The following is a 15,363-nucleotide window of genomic DNA, read 5'->3' on the forward strand; positions in this document are numbered from 1 at the left end:
CAGGTTATTAAAACTAATCAAAATTAATTAAAACTGATTGAAGCACGAACCGTCACAAGCACTCTTACTATAAAGCCGTTATGCCTTCCTAGAAAATCACCTTACCCAATCACTTTTCGTCTGAACTCCAGAGGTGACATGGAAAATTCACGCTGAAAAATATCATAAAAGCGACTCACAGAGCCAAAGCCTGCTTCCAGCGCGATATTAAGCACAGGGCTTTGAGTATCTATGAGTAGCGCCTGAGCATGTTGTAGCCTCAGCTGATTAATGTACTGCTTAATCGACACCTTCATCACGCGGTTAAACAACTTCATGGCGTAATTTTTATGTAGCCCTGTTGAGCTTGAAACATTTTCAATTGTGATTTTTTGATCGTAATTATCGGCAATATAACGCAGCATAGTTTGAATATGGTTTAAGCCACCAAAGACCTGCTTATCTTCCTGCAGTTCTCCCTGCTTAGTCACTCGATTCGCTAGTTCGAAGGTACTGTAATCCTCTATAGACATGCGTCGAATACGACCGCGGATCTCATTAATTACCTGGCTAGTTAACAGGGGGGCATTTCGCTTAACATCAGCTTCCCAGATCTGCGTCAGCTGCTTGTCACAAGCATATAAGCTGTCAGACACAATGACCTCGCCATGTAACAACTGGCTCACAAAGCTACTTGGTAGCATCCAGGTTAGAAAGGATTGCAGAGGGATATAGATGTTGACCAACTCGCCATCTCCGCGAGAGGCGGTCATTTGGTGGGGAAATGATGCCCAAAAGATGATCATGCGTCCCTCTGGGACAGTGATCTCTTGGCCGTTAATCAAATAGTCTGCAGAACAATCAAACAGATAATTAATTTCGATATGACCATGCCAATGACTGTGTTCCATCACAGTAGGCTGCTTACGGTGAAAGCCAAACTGCGTATCTTGCGCCTGTACCGTTAAGGGACTAGCCTCATTAAAAGCAATTTTTTCAACCCATTCAAACATCTGTCTAACCCCATGGCTGCTGTCAGCTGTCAAGCTAACCCATAGGTCTTAGTTAAACAATTGAAAGTTACTAAACAAGAAATAGGGATGAGTTTTTAGGAGTCTTTATGAGCTTGTCTTTTTCCGTACAGCTGGCTTCTTCGCTGCGGCAGCTCTCTTAGTTGTTACAGCTTTATTCGTTGCTGACGCCCCCTTCTTTCCCGCATAGCGGCGCTTCTTAAAACCACCACCAGGTGATTTAACACCTTGCAACGAGGTCGGTAACTGCGCTCCAGCCTGCTCGATTAGCTGCTGCAATGATGCTAATAATGGGGCCATAAAGCTTTGGTATTTTGCCTCTTTACGGCTTATAGCATCGAGGTTATTTTCCCAAAGCGCCGTCATATCTGGCGTTGTTGCACTCTGTGGTAAGCTGTTTATCAATCCCCTGCCCACTTCGGTGGACAAAATAGACTTACCTTGCCGAGTCAAGTAGTTACGCTTAAACAATAGCTCTATGATCCCGGCTCGAGTCGCCTCAGTACCCAGCCCATCAGTCTCCTTTAAGATTTTACGGATTTCAGAATCGGTCACATAACGACTAATCCCAGTCATGGCACTGAGTAGAGTGGCATCGGTAAAGTGTTTTGGTGGCTGAGTCTGCTTTTCCAATAACTCACCGCGCTCACACAGCAGAACTTGGCCCTTTTTCAGTGCTGGAATATTGGCAAGATGCTCATCATCTTCGGTCTGCGACTTATCAATCGAGCTCCTGTTATCTTGTTTTTGATTGGCGGGCTGCTTAAGTAACTGCTTCCAGCCTAGCGCCGCTTCCTGTTTGGCTTTGGTTTTAAATAACCCACCAGCGATGATGATCTCAACTTGGGTCTCTTTATAAAGATAAGCCGGATAAAACTGCATCAAGTACTGACGAGCTACCTGTAAATAAAGCTGTTTCTCGGCCTGGCTCAGAATTGATAAATTCGCGATTTTCTCGGTCGGCACTATCGCATGATGCGCATCGACTTTCTTGTCATTCCATGCCTTTGATTTAAGCTTGGCATTGGGCTCATCACAGCCAGACACTAGCTCACTGGCTCCACTCAGTACGGCAGCAATGACACTCGGTGCTAATCCGTGTTGCTCCACAGGCAGATAGCGGCTATCTGAACGAGGGTAAGTGATCAGCTTATGTTTTTCATATAACGACTGACAGGTATCGAGTACCGACTTTGCGCTCATGCCAAAGCGCTTTGCCGCATCAATCTGCAACGCCGATAAGCTATAGGGCAAGGGTGCATTTTGTTTCTTGTCTTGAGCTGTTACCTTCTCTACTGTGCCGTTTTGGCCACTAATACGCCCGACTACGTTTTGTGCTAACCCTTTTGAGAGCACTCGTCCCTCTTCATCCATATAGGGTTGGCAGGCATCACTAGGTTGCCATTTTGCGCTAAAGCGATCCTGATTATCGGTAACTAAGTGAGCCAACACCTCATAGAAAGGTTTAGAGACAAACTCATTAATTTCAGCATCGCGACGAACCACTAAACCCAGTACAGGAGTTTGAACTCGGCCAACAGATAACACGCCTTGATAGCCGACTTTACGGCCTTGAATAGTATAAGCCCGGGTCATATTCATGCCGTAGAGCCAATCGGCACGAGAACGTGCCAGTGCAGAAGTCGACAATGGAATAAACTCACGGTTTGAGCGCAGTTGCCCCAGCGCTCTTTTAACCGCTTGCGGATTTAAGTCGCTTATCAATAACCTTTGTGCATTTTGTAATTTTGCTCCCTTCACACCAAGGTGAGCAATGATCTCATCGACCAATAGCTGCCCTTCTCTATCGGGATCGCCTGCGTTAACTAGCTGACTCGCCTCTTTGACTAGACCTCTAAGCACCGCTATCTGGCCGCGCATCTTATATTTAGGCTTCATCTTCCAAGTTTCAGGCACTATTGGTAGATGCTCGAACTTCCATGACTTGTACTCTGGTGAGTAAGCATCCGGCTCAGCTTGCTCAAGCAGATGGCCTACACACCAAGAGACACAATCGCCATTGGCTGCACGAATAAAGCCCTCACCTTTTTTAAGTGGCTTAGGTAACACATCGGCAATGGCTCTACCAAGGCTTGGTTTTTCAGCAATATATAAGATCATGAACAAGAATAAGGATTACTGTATAAATTAACAGTAACTGTACCCTGAAGCATCAAAGGGTGCAAATGAAAGCCGTCTGTCAAAAGCCATTATTAGTTACATGGCTAAGTTTTGCTCAGACTAGCAAACTTTATTAAGAACACTTCTCATTAAGAGTTTAATTATTTGCAACATACAAGGAGGGTAAAGATGTTAGTAACACTCAGTAGTCAAGGCATCAGGCTCGATAAAACCATGCTTTTTCATTTACTTCTTATCGCATCATGGCTGTTAATCATCGCTGCATTTCTTCAGTCAACTTTTCACCAGAGGCTCGTATTACTCGGCTGCGTATTGGTCTTTCTGACTAATAACAGTCCCTTAATCTTAAGTTAGGCCATGCTTTTAACAAGGTAGCCTTTAACAAGGCGGTCTTATCGCTTTTTATGTTCAAGTTGGATGCTAGTCTGGTTAATAAATCGACTTTAACTGCTGAGCTGTAAGTACAAAAAAGCCGAGCAAGTGCTCGGCTTTTAAAAATAATGACTAACTTAAGCTTGGCTTATGGATGACAAACGTTATGCATCTCTAAGTTAGTGCCGATATCTTTGCTACGATTCGCCTTCGCATCATCATTACGTAACTGTGTTAAGTGATCTAAATAATCTTGATCGACATCGTTAGTCACGTATTTACCGTCAAATACTGAGGTTTCGAAACGCTTAATCGACGGATTACCTTTACGTACGGCTTCGACCAGATCTTCAAGCGACTGGAAAATCATGCCATCGGCACCAATCAACTTAGTGATCTCTTCAACGTCACGCCCATGAGCGATCAGTTCATTGGTGGTTGGCATATCGATACCATAAACGTTCGGGAAGCGGATCTCTGGCGCAGCAGAAGCAAAGTATACCTTCTTCGCACCTGCATCACGTGCCATCTCGATGATCTGCTCTGATGTCGTACCACGCACGATAGAGTCATCAACAAGCAATACGTTCTTACCTCTAAACTCATCGCTAATCGCGTTTAGTTTACGACGCACTGACTTCTTACGCTCTTGCTGACCCGGCATAATAAAGGTACGGCCGATATAGCGGTTTTTCACGAAGCCCTGACGGTATGGCAGATCCATATGGCGTGCAATTTCGAGCGCGATATCACAAGAGGTTTCAGGGATCGGGATAACCACATCAATATCATGATCTTCCCATTCCTTGTTAATCTTTTCACCCAGCATGGTTCCCATGTTTACACGGCTGCTATAAACAGAAATGTTATCTATGGTTGAGTCTGGACGAGCAAAATAAACAAATTCAAAGATACATGGTGAGTAGCTTGGAGAGTGTGCGCATTGGCGAGTATAAAGCTCACCGTCAAGGGTAATGTAAACCGCTTCACCCGGTGCAACATCACGCATAAACTCGAAACCAACCGCATCTAATGCAACGCTTTCAGATGCAATCATGTATTCGGTACCCGACGCAGTTTCATGCTTACCTAGCACTAACGGACGAATACCAAATGGGTCTCTAAAAGCAACCAGGCCTTGGCCGATGATCATGGCAGCAACCGCATAGGCACCACGAGTAATATCGTGTACCTTGCCGACGGCATTAAACACATCATCAGCGCTAAGATCATCAGTAGTTGTACGCTGCAGCTCATCGGCAAGTAAGTTAAGTAACACTTCAGAATCTGACGTGGTATTAACATGACGACGCTGCTTCACTAGACGCTCATGCAGCTCAACCGTGTTGGTCAAGTTGCCATTATGCGCTAGAGAGATACCAAAAGGAGAATTAACATAAAACGGCTGAGCTTCAGAAGCGCTAGAGCTTCCTGCCGTAGGGTAACGAACGTGACCTATGCCTGCATTGCCTTGCAGACGCTGCATATGCTTTGGTTCAAACACGTCTTTCACCAAACCATTGGCTTTACGCAGTCTAAACGCGTTGCCATCGACGGTCACAATGCCAGCAGCATCCTGTCCACGATGCTGGAGCACAGTCAGTGCATCATAAATGGTTTGATTAACCGATGACTGGCCAACTATTCCGACAATACCACACATGGGTAAGCTTCCTCATTGTAAGATGTTCTATTATTTAATATTTTTTGCTTTAGGCGAATATTAATACTCGCCTAAAACTAAGTAATGCTTTAGTGCATTTTATATTTTGGGTACAAAGCTTGAGGTGTTTTCCAAGTAGTCAAAGAACCACTGGATCACAACTCCAAATTCGGGCACGAGTGTAGAATCCTGCCACCAATCTGCGTTGGGTGCTCCGGTAAAAGCATCCATAAAAAACAGTAACGCGCTCACGATTAATGCACCTCTAAGGGCACCAAAACACAAGCCGAGCACTCTATCTGTTCCTGACAATCCGGTTTTAGAAACCAATTGACCTATTAGGTAATTAACGAGTGCACCGAGGATAAGCGTTGAAACGAACAAAATGGCAATAGCAACCCCATTTCGAACCATTTCGTCTTGCATCTGGGTAAGATGCATAGCGAGCTTGAGATAAAACTGACTGGCAATAAAAAAAGCGGCAAACCAAACAACGAGAGACATGGCTTCTTTTACAAAACCACGGACCAAACTGATCAAAGTTGATAGTCCGATAACGATAATGATGGCGTAATCAATCCAAACCATTTAAGAGGTAATCCAGCATAGGGTTTAAGACGGCGCGATTCTAACAGAGACAGAGTTATTTCTCACGCTTTCGCGGCGAAATAACTTTTTCTCAGACAAAGACAATCACAATTTATTATTTTTCAACGGGATTATAGGCGATAACGCGCCCTTTCAGTTGAGTCAGTTTTTCGATATCGCTTTGCATCCGGCTCAGCTTATCTTTAGATGCGTTAGGGCCAACAAATACCTTAGTTAACTGACCGTCGACAGGTTTTGTCGGCAAGGTATAGGCGGTGAAACCTTTCTCGCGAAGGCGTTTCACTAGACCTCTAACATTAGCTGCATTATTAAAACTGCCAAGTTGAATTGTCCAGGCATCCTTTACTTTAGCTTCCGCTTTAGGTGCAGGTTTAACGACCGATTTAGTCGAGCTGACTAACTTAGGCTCCTGCTTGGTTGGCTGCCCAGCCTCTTCGGCAATATGCCAAGAGGCATCACCGGATCTATCACCATCACCGGAACCATCGGTCGATGAAATCTTATCAGCAGATAAAGAACCTTCTGTATTTGAATCATCGTTCGCACCAAGATCGACCGTTTCAATATTCTGAGCAGGCAAGGTACTCTCTTGGATCTCGGGTCTCAGAGGAATTTCAGCAAACTGCTCTTCTTCGCGCTGTTTTTTACCATCTAAAATATCAGGCAAAAAGATCACCCCTAATGCCACAATAACGATGACACCCACAAGACGGTTTTGAAATTGACTAGACAAGGTCCCCTCCCTTAAACAACTCTTTAAAACCTGCAACTGTGTAAAATGAGCCAAATACAATAACAATATCATCGCTCTGTACTTGTGCTTTGATCGCTTGCCAAGCATCGCTCATTTTCTGATAGGTTAACGCTTCCACATCATTCGGCATCAATGCATTTAACTCTACAGCCGATGCGCCACGGGTTACGGATAAATCGCATAAAAACCACTTATCAACATCGCTTGATAGCTCAAGCAGCACAGAGCGAGCATCTTTATCTTTTAACATGCCACAAAGTGCAAACAAACGCCCCTTCGGCATAGTTGCTAATCGAGACTTTAAATAGCGCGCCGCATGAGGATTATGGGCTACATCCACTATTACTTTTGGTGAATCGTTCAGAATTTCTAAACGCCCCTCAAGCTGGGTGTTACCCACCGCTTTGGCAATATTCTCGGCAGATATGCTCGGGCAAAGATGCTCAAGTACCGCAATAACGGTAGCCGCATTAGGCTGGGGCAGATATGGCAGTGGCAAATGAGATAAATCGAAATGCTGACCTTTGAAATGCCAATCTTTGTCACTGCACTGATAACTAAACTCACTATCGACTCGGTAAAGCGATGCACCGACTTGGTTAGCGACATCAATCAAAGACGATGGGCACTCAGGCTCGCCTACAATTGCAGGCCGTCCTTGTCTAAATATACCCGCTTTTTCTGCGCCAACCAGCTCTCTGGTATCACCAAGGTACTCTTGATGATCAAGATCGATAGAAGTCACTACCGCAATATCAGCATCGATTAAATTGGTTGCGTCTAAACGCCCCCCTAAGCCGACCTCGAGTAACACCACATCAAGCTTGGCTGCTTTAAAGAGGTAAAGACCAGCAAGTGTTGCGTACTCAAAGAAGGTTAATGAAATCTCGGCGCGGGCAGCTTCAATGGCTTCGAATGCACCAACTAAAGCCGCATCCGTGGCATCACTGCCATTAATCCGCACGCGTTCATTGTAGTTAAGTAGATGCGGTGAACTGTATACGCCAACTGTTTTTCCTGATAACTGCAACGCAGCTTCGATCATGGCGCAGGTGGTACCTTTACCATTAGTGCCTGCAACTGTAACGATTTTGGTATCACCTAAATGGTTCAATCCCATTCGAGTAGCGACGCTTGATACCCGTGCAAGGCCCATATCAATTTCAGTTGGATGAATCGCTAATAAGAATTCTAACCAAGTGCTTAATGCCGCTCCGGACTCCGGTGCAGCTTGCATTAATGTGTCATTTTCAATCACAAACAAGTTATCCATTTAAACCGTCAAAGACGGTTCCCTATAAACTAATTTCATTCCGAAATAGCGCTAAACCATCTAAAACCTTGCTGACTATCCATCAACACTATAAAGCTGGACTTAATCCAACATGAATAGCGGACCAAGTGACAACTTAGGCAATTGATAGCTTTCAGGGTAAGTCACGTCCACTAAATACAAGCCATTCGGTTTGGCAGTAGCAGCGGCTTTATTTCTGTCTTTAAGTGCCAACAGTTGCTCTATCCATTCAATAGGTTGATTACCTAAACCAACTTCTAATAGCGAACCGACAATGTTGCGCACCATGTGGTGCAAGAAGGCATTAGCCTTGATGTCGACACAAATATACATGCCTTGACGGCTAACATTGACCTCGTGCACACAACGAAATGGTGTATTAGACTGGCATTGCACAGCCCTAAAACTGGTAAAGTCTTGCTCGCCAAGCAGGTATTGTGCCGCTTGATGCATCTTAGTTTCGTCGATATCACCAGGATAATGGCTGACACCGCTGCGTAAAATGCCAGGCCGCAGTTGATGATTGTAAATCATGTAGCGGTAACGTCTTGCCGTCGCGGTGAAACGCGCATGAAATTCATCATCAACGATTTTCACCCAACGCACTGCGATATTGTCTGGCAGGTTAACATTAACGCCTAAGGTCCAAGCAGTATCTTTGCGCACGGCATTGGTCTCAAAGTGCACCACTTGCCCGGTAGCATGAACTCCTGCATCGGTACGACCCGCACACTGCACAGCAATAGGTTCGTTGGCAACAATAGAAAGCGCTTTTTCTAATCGCTCTTGCACTGTGTCAACTTCCGCCTGACGTTGCCATCCGAAATACTGACTACCATCGTACTCTATACCTAGCGCAACCCGCATCCCACACCTCTATAACTCGGTTAAACTGTTATTCGACTGCCAGTGTTTTTAAGGCTAGGCAATCGGATAAACAAAATCTTTTAATAGCCGGCGATTCTAGCATACTCAAGCCAAACGATAAGTATAAAAAAGGCGCCAAAGGCGCCGTTTTTAGTTGAGGTATTTACACTAACTCTTTGAGTAAGCCCAAGGCTTCAGCTTGTTGACGATCGTTACCGTCAAGTTCGACCTCTTTTAGTAGCGCTCGAGCACTGTCACTATCATCGATCTCAATATAGGCGCGAGCTAAATCCAACTTAGCATTAACCGAGTTTTCTTCATCATCGACATCGACCATAGGAGTATTGCCCTTCACAGAGTCTAGCTCACCCATGTCGACATCAAGTTCTTTATAAAGATCGATTTCACCGCTATCTTCATCGGCTTCGCTCAACAATCTATCGATATCAATAAAGCCGTTATCTTTTTGGAAGCTGGTTAAATCGTGCATAGCAACCGCGCTCTTGCTCGGTTCATTACCACCTAACTCTTCTGCATCCAAGGCGGCTAGCGCCTCGTCAACGGTCATCTTACTATCTTCGTCGAGTGAGAATGTCTCATCTTCAAGGTCAAGGGGCGTATCTTGGGCAGCGCCTTTCGAGACTAAGTCGCTTAACAGCTCGTCATCAGAAAGCTCAACTCTTTCAGCTTCTGCAAAACCCGGTTCATCTCTCTGGTCAGCATCGTCATCATTACCACTTAGAGCGGCAATACTTTCCCAATCTAAACTGTTCTCTTCTGTTTTCTTATTACCTTTCAGATCATCGAAGAAACCACTTTCTTTATCGGCCTTTTCGATTACTTGAGGATCTAACTCTGCGGATAATTCTTGTTCAAGCTCTGGCTCTGGCTCTGGCTCTGGCTCTGGCTCTGGCAGTGTAAACTCAAGCAACTCCTCAACATCATGATTGTTACTAGGCTCTGCATCAGTGTTAGCTTTAACGCTGCTCGGCTCAAAATCACTCAAATCAAAGTCTAAGCTATTGGTATCCTTAGCGCTTACCTCAGGAGTCTCTTTTAGCTCATCCAGCGTCTCATCAATTGCAGCAGATTCAGTTAGAGCAAGCTCAATTTCACTAGCATCTTGTGCCTCTTGCTCCTGTTCGCTATCAGCAGCATCAGTCGGTGCATCAAGATCTGCAAGCAGCGCATCAAGTTCACTGTCTAGCTCACTATCAGGCTTAGCTTGCTCTGCATCATCCTCAGATAAATCAAGTTCTGCCGCAATTTCAAAACCTAACTCCAGCTCTGCTGCCATCTCATCAGAAAGCGCATCGATATCTTTTGCTACATCGTCGTCTTGAGGCTTATCATCGAGCTCAGCTAACAATGCATCTAAGTCATCCTCGGCTGCCTTAACTTCTGCATCATTGGCTTGATCCGACTGCTGTGCATTGTCAAAATCGGCAAGCAAAGCATCAATATCATCTTCTTGAGCGTCTACTGTCAGCTCTGCTGGTTCATCGAACCCTGCCAGCAGCGCATCTAAATCATCATCTTGACTGTTGTCTTGAGTGACAAAAGACTGCTCATCTGGAGTTAAGTTGTCATCAGCTTGTTCAGTCGACTCATCGAAGCCTGCTAGCAGCGCATCGAGATCATCATCTTGAGCACTTTCTTGCATACTATCTTGAGTAACGTCTTGATTAGCAAAAGACTGCTCATCAAGAGTGAAGTTATCATCAGCTTGTTTAGTCGGCTCATCGAAGCCTGCTAGCAGCGCATCGAGATCATCACCTTGAGCACTTTCTTGCGTGCTGTCTTGAGTAACGTCTTGATTAGCAAAAGACTGCTCATCTAGAGTGAAGTTATCATCAACTTGTTCTGTCGGCTCATCGAAGCCTGCAAGCAATGAATCCAGATCATCTTCTTCTGCCAATTTAGACTGCTTTTGAAATGGGTCAAGATCATTGGCTTCATCTTTCTCTTGCTCACCCATAGCTTCAGCCCATAGATCATCTAATGACTGGCCTTCATCGTGAGAGTCCTCAACGACAATATCTTGCTCTTCTTGCTCGGCCTGACTTGCTGCGCCTACAACCGCAAGATCCTTCAATGGAGCTTCTGCAGCATCATCGGTATCTAAATGAACCGCTAAACCATCGGCATCATCTGACTTCTCATCGATGGCAGTGTCACCTTTCATGCCACTGAGCTCTTTCTCAACAGCCTCTTCATTTTCCTGCTGCTCAGCATTCACATCATTCTTGCGGCGAATAAACAACCAGAATAGAGCCACCACTAGCAAAGCCGGTAAAACCGCGCCGAGCACCAATAGCAACGGGTTATCCATTAAGCTTCGCCAAAGATCTGATGTCGGCTCCTGCTTAGGTGCACTTAATGCGGCAAGCTGTTGCTGCTTGAGTTGTACTTCTTGATTTAGGGCTTCATTTTCAGATTTAGTATCTTGCAGTGCCTGTTTTAATAGCGCATTTTCTTCTTTAAGCTGCGTGATTTCTTGCTGAAACGCCTCAGTATCTGATGAGCCAACCACTATTTCATCGCTTGCCCTTGCAAGTTCATCGGTTAATTCTAAGTTTTGCGCTTGGATCTCTTCCATTTGCTTGGTTAACGTATCAACTTCGGCTGATAACTCTGCAATCAATGGATTTGGCTTTGCGGCAACCGCTGGCTTAGTAAGCGTGGCTTTTGGCGTCTCAATCTTTTCAGCCACAGGCGCTACACGAGGTTTAGCGACTGGCTTAGCTGAAGCTGTTGACCAGTTTCTATCGTTACGCTCAGCACGAGCTTTGGCATCAGTTTGAGAGGTTTGTTGCATCACAGCTTTAGTCGGCACCAACAAAATCATGCCGCGTTCTAAGCTGTTATAGTTCTTACTTGAAAATGCATGAGGATTGGCGTCATACAGCGCCGCCATCACTTGGTAAACGCTGACGCTATTATCAGGCTTTACGGCCTGTGCAATACTCCAGAAAGTATCTGACGAGGTTGTAGGGCCGTATTGACGAATGCTTTGCTTTACTTGGCCATCGGGCCCTGTAATTTTTAATGGCTCAGCAACAACCGGGTTAATCGAAGGGGCAGCAATAGCCACTAACCCCGTGGCTAATAAGCCGACAAGATGCGATGTGCGAAAGTTCATCAATCCTTCCCTTTAAAGCACGCTGGAGTCACCACTCTGGTGACGAGCTTTAGGCAATTGTATTTATTGAGATTACTATAAACTAGATTCTGTTGCCCTGCTACTGTTCACATCTTTAAAACATAAAAAGCCCGCAATTAGCGGGCTTTTAGGTTCTTTAATTTAGTTCTAATGAGAAATTAATAATAATCTCTAATCAAAACTTCAGCGATTTGCACACTGTTCAGTGCTGCGCCTTTACGAATATTATCTGATACAACCCAAAGGTTTATGCCATTGTCATGGGAGATATCTTTTCTCACACGACCAACATACACAGGATCAGTACCCGCACCTTCCGTTATCGCTGTAGGGTAATCTTCATCACCTTCGAACAGCTCAACACCTTCTGCGCCACGTAATACCGATTTAACATCTTCAGCATCAACAGGTTGTAATGTCTCTAAGTGAATCGCTTCTGAGTGACCGTAGAAAACAGGCACACGCACAGCCGTTGGGTTAACAACTATGTTGTCATCACCAAAGATCTTCTGTGTTTCCCACACCATCTTCATCTCTTCTTTGGTGTAACCGTTGTCCATAAACTTATCAATTTGAGGCAATACGTTAAACGCAATTTGCTTAGGATAAGTCTTAGGTTCAACTGGCAAACCTTGTAGCAGCTTAGCGCACTGGCCAGCTAACTCTTCAATGGCTTGCTTACCTGAACCCGATACTGACTGGTAAGTCGCCACGTTAATACGTGAAATACCGTACGCATCATAGATAGGTTTAAGCGCAACCAACATCTGAATCGTCGAGCAGTTAGGATTCGCAATGATGTTACGGTTTCTGAAATCGGCAATCGCTTCAGGGTTTACCTCAGGGATCACCAGTGGCACATCGATGTCGTATCTGAAGTGCGATGTGTTATCGATAACAACACAACCGTTTTCTGCAGCAATCGGTGCCCATTTAGCTGATACGTCACCACCTGCAGAGAAGAAACCGATTTGAGCTTGTGACCAGTCAAAGGTATCTACATCTAAAATCTCGACCTGTTTACCGTGGAAGCTGACCGTATTACCGGCGCTGCGACTGCTGGCTAAAGGAAATAAATTAGCAACCGGAAAGTTACGCTCTTCGAGGATCTCAATCATTGTTTGACCCACTGCGCCCGATGCACCTAATACGACAACATTAAATTCCTGCGACATAATTACAGCTCGACTCCTGAAAACCCTAAATTGGATAACCAATTTACATTAGTTTGCCCCGTGTTGCCTACCTTTAATGCACTAAATTCGCGGCGATGGGTGTGATTTTTTCTCATATGATCAAACCCCTGGTTATTTAGAAACATTTTTCTAAATAATTCGTCATCATCGCGCAAATCGTAGACAAATCTAGCCAGCTGCAATAATGCTCTTTCATCGCTGATTTCCTGCACCAAAACCCGCTCACTCCAAAGCGGCGGCAGTAATGATTCCATCTGTTTGTCGGCCTCAATACCCAAAACCTCGGCTAACTTTTGATACAGCATATAAGTGCCACGAGCCTTACCTTCTAGAGAGTAGCCCGCAATATGTGGCGTACAAAACTCCACATACGGCACAAGTTCAGGCATAGGATTTGGCTCGGCCTCCCACACATCGAGCACGACTTTTACATCGTCTCGACGCTGCTTGAAGTTTATTAACGCTCGATTGTCTATCACTTCGCCACGGCAACAGTTAAGTAGCCAAGTATTTTCAGTTAGGCTATTTAAGCGGTCCTCGTCAAACAGGTACCAAGTTTTATGCTCACCATTTTTAGTAATAGGCACATGCAGACTAATCACATCACACTTTTCAATGAGGGTTTCTAGCGATACAAAATCACGAGGGTCGCCACTTTCCTCTAACAAAGGATCATTAAGCAGAACCTCAATACCATAAGCCTCAAGGCACTTAGCCACTGCGGTGCCCGTATTACCTGCACCAACAATCCCCACCACCTTGCCTTTTAGTGGACTGTTATAACGCTGCGCCAACTCAAGCATGGCGATAAAGGCGAATTCCCCCACTGCTGTGGCGTTACAACCCGGGGCATTAGAAAAAGGAATGTTGCAGCTTGCGAGATAATCTAAATCGATATGATCTGTGCCTATGGTGGCACTGCCAACAAATTTAAGTTGGTTGTTCTGTGCTAACAATGCTTGATTCACCTTAGTCACAGAGCGGACGAGTAACACATCGGCATCGTTAACTTGCTCAGGCGTTAACTCTCTGCCGTTTACGGTTTCAATCGTGCCTAAATCACCAAATAACTGCTGAACATAAGGCATATTCTCATCGGCAAGGATCTTCATCGGGTTTCCCAAAAATGCGCTGATTGTGTATGGCTGCATTCTAACAAGATGGACTCGCCATTAGAAACAAAGGATTGAAAAATATACGGAGTCAGCGTCTGAGCATTAACAACAAAACGCCCTTGCTTTGAGCGAGCTTTTCTCATTAAAAATGATGAGATGCTTATTCCAATATAAACACACCATTTTGTAAACGTCATGCAAAGAACGGCCTTTGAAAGTAAAGACTCTTCATCCGTCAGTTTGTACATGCAGAGAAAAGAAACGTCTCACTTTTGGCATTTAATAAATTACATTCTCACCTAAGCCCTTAAAACCTTTGAGTTGTTCAACAAAGTGATAAATGCTAAGTTGCCAAGATGTTAACCCGTTAAGCAGACAAGTAGCTAACTCATTGTGAACACATGCTAAAACTTCACTATCGCACGCTATTTTACTGAGTATACCCATAGGATTTCACGCTAAAGCGCTGTTATAAGCTAAAGCGATCAACAAAAGGTCTAGGCAATTGAAGTTGAACATAGTTCGTAAGGATAAATTATCAGATGAAGAGCAACAGGCTCTTTGGGATGGAATAGAAAGTTTCACCCAGCCTATCGTTGGTGATACAGGCCGCCATGAATTAGCTTTTTTATTGCACAATGAAAATGCTGAAGTTGTCGGTGGAGTACAAGGAAATTACGATAACTTTGGTTGGCTTTGGATAGATTCATTATGGGTATCACAAGGTGCAAGAGGCCAAGGTTTTGGAATAAAGTTGCTCAATCAAATAGAAGGCACGGCGCTAGAGAATGGCTGCAGTCATTCTCATTTAACAAGCTTTAGTTATCAGGCTGCTGATTTTTATATAAAACAAGGCTATGAAATATTCGGCAAGCTTGAAAATTACTCTAAAGAACATAGTCGCTGTTGGCTAAAAAAAGAATTAGCACTTCACAGCGAATAGCAAAGGATCAGATAAAGGAGAGTATCGATGTGGGAATTAGTCTCATTCATGTTAGCTTTCGGCGTATTTATGCTAATCATGCATTATTGGATGGATCCAAGAAAATTAATTGAAGACATTCGGTCTCTAAAGCAATCTAGCGATAGAATTGATTTACTTGAGCAGAGAATTATCGAACTCGAAAAGACCGTTAATGCAACAAAAGATGATTCCTCTACCTAAACCAAAGATAAGG

12 protein-coding genes are annotated in these 15,363 nt (G+C 44.5%); 2 read left to right on the plus strand and 10 right to left on the minus strand.

Annotation, left to right across the window (positions count from 1 at the left end; genetic code table 11):
* Nucleotides 1-101: 101 nt before the first annotated feature.
* The 10 genes from Q1A86_RS13840 to Q1A86_RS13885 form a co-directional block, all read right to left on the minus strand.
* Complete coding sequence (locus Q1A86_RS13840) at nt 102-992, minus strand: helix-turn-helix domain-containing protein (protein ID WP_299807533.1); 891 nt, start codon at nt 990-992, stop codon at nt 102-104.
* Between the two features lie 105 nt (nt 993-1,097).
* Nucleotides 1,098-3,131: a DNA topoisomerase III gene (locus Q1A86_RS13845; protein ID WP_299807535.1), complete on the minus strand. Its 2,034-nt coding sequence runs from the start codon at nt 3,129-3,131 to the stop codon at nt 1,098-1,100.
* Between the two features lie 541 nt (nt 3,132-3,672).
* A complete protein-coding gene (gene purF / locus Q1A86_RS13850) occupies nt 3,673-5,187 on the minus strand; it encodes an amidophosphoribosyltransferase (RefSeq protein WP_299807537.1) in 1,515 nt (504 codons plus the stop codon).
* Nucleotides 5,188-5,286: 99 nt separating this feature from the next.
* The gene (locus Q1A86_RS13855; protein ID WP_299807539.1) at nt 5,287-5,775 is read right to left on the minus strand and encodes a CvpA family protein; all 489 of its coding nucleotides are present in this window, start codon (nt 5,773-5,775) and stop codon (nt 5,287-5,289) included.
* Nucleotides 5,776-5,890: 115 nt separating this feature from the next.
* Nucleotides 5,891-6,529 (minus strand): cell division protein DedD, encoded by a 639-nt coding sequence (gene dedD, locus Q1A86_RS13860; protein WP_299807541.1) that lies wholly within the window; start codon nt 6,527-6,529, stop codon nt 5,891-5,893.
* Nucleotides 6,522-7,787: a bifunctional tetrahydrofolate synthase/dihydrofolate synthase gene (gene folC, locus Q1A86_RS13865; RefSeq protein WP_299807592.1), complete on the minus strand. Its 1,266-nt coding sequence runs from the start codon at nt 7,785-7,787 to the stop codon at nt 6,522-6,524. Before folC ends, dedD begins: the two co-directional genes overlap by 8 nt.
* Before the next feature lie 138 nt (nt 7,788-7,925).
* Nucleotides 7,926-8,711, minus strand: a complete 786-nt coding sequence (gene truA, locus Q1A86_RS13870; protein ID WP_299807543.1) for a tRNA pseudouridine(38-40) synthase TruA — start codon at nt 8,709-8,711, stop codon at nt 7,926-7,928.
* Between the two features lie 163 nt (nt 8,712-8,874).
* Complete coding sequence (locus Q1A86_RS13875; protein ID WP_299807545.1) at nt 8,875-11,853, minus strand: FimV/HubP family polar landmark protein; 2,979 nt, start codon at nt 11,851-11,853, stop codon at nt 8,875-8,877.
* A 179-nt stretch (nt 11,854-12,032) separates the two neighbouring features.
* Nucleotides 12,033-13,049, minus strand: a complete 1,017-nt coding sequence (locus Q1A86_RS13880) for an aspartate-semialdehyde dehydrogenase (protein ID WP_299807547.1) — start codon at nt 13,047-13,049, stop codon at nt 12,033-12,035.
* A gap of 2 nt (nt 13,050-13,051) precedes the next feature.
* Nucleotides 13,052-14,182, minus strand: coding sequence for a 4-phosphoerythronate dehydrogenase (locus Q1A86_RS13885; protein WP_299807549.1), 1,131 nt, complete (start codon nt 14,180-14,182; stop codon nt 13,052-13,054).
* Nucleotides 14,183-14,696: 514 nt separating this feature from the next.
* Here Q1A86_RS13885 and Q1A86_RS13890 point away from each other — a divergent pair.
* Entirely contained in the window at nt 14,697-15,128 is a 432-nt protein-coding gene (locus Q1A86_RS13890; protein ID WP_299807551.1) for a GNAT family N-acetyltransferase, read from the plus strand.
* 27 nt (nt 15,129-15,155) lie between these two features.
* Complete coding sequence (locus tag Q1A86_RS13895) at nt 15,156-15,350, plus strand: hypothetical protein (RefSeq protein WP_299807553.1); 195 nt, start codon at nt 15,156-15,158, stop codon at nt 15,348-15,350.
* Nucleotides 15,351-15,363 lie beyond the last annotated feature (13 nt).

The organism is uncultured Shewanella sp., from assembly GCF_947497935.1.
In the GTDB taxonomy this organism is placed as follows: Bacteria; Pseudomonadota; Gammaproteobacteria; order Enterobacterales; family Shewanellaceae; genus Shewanella.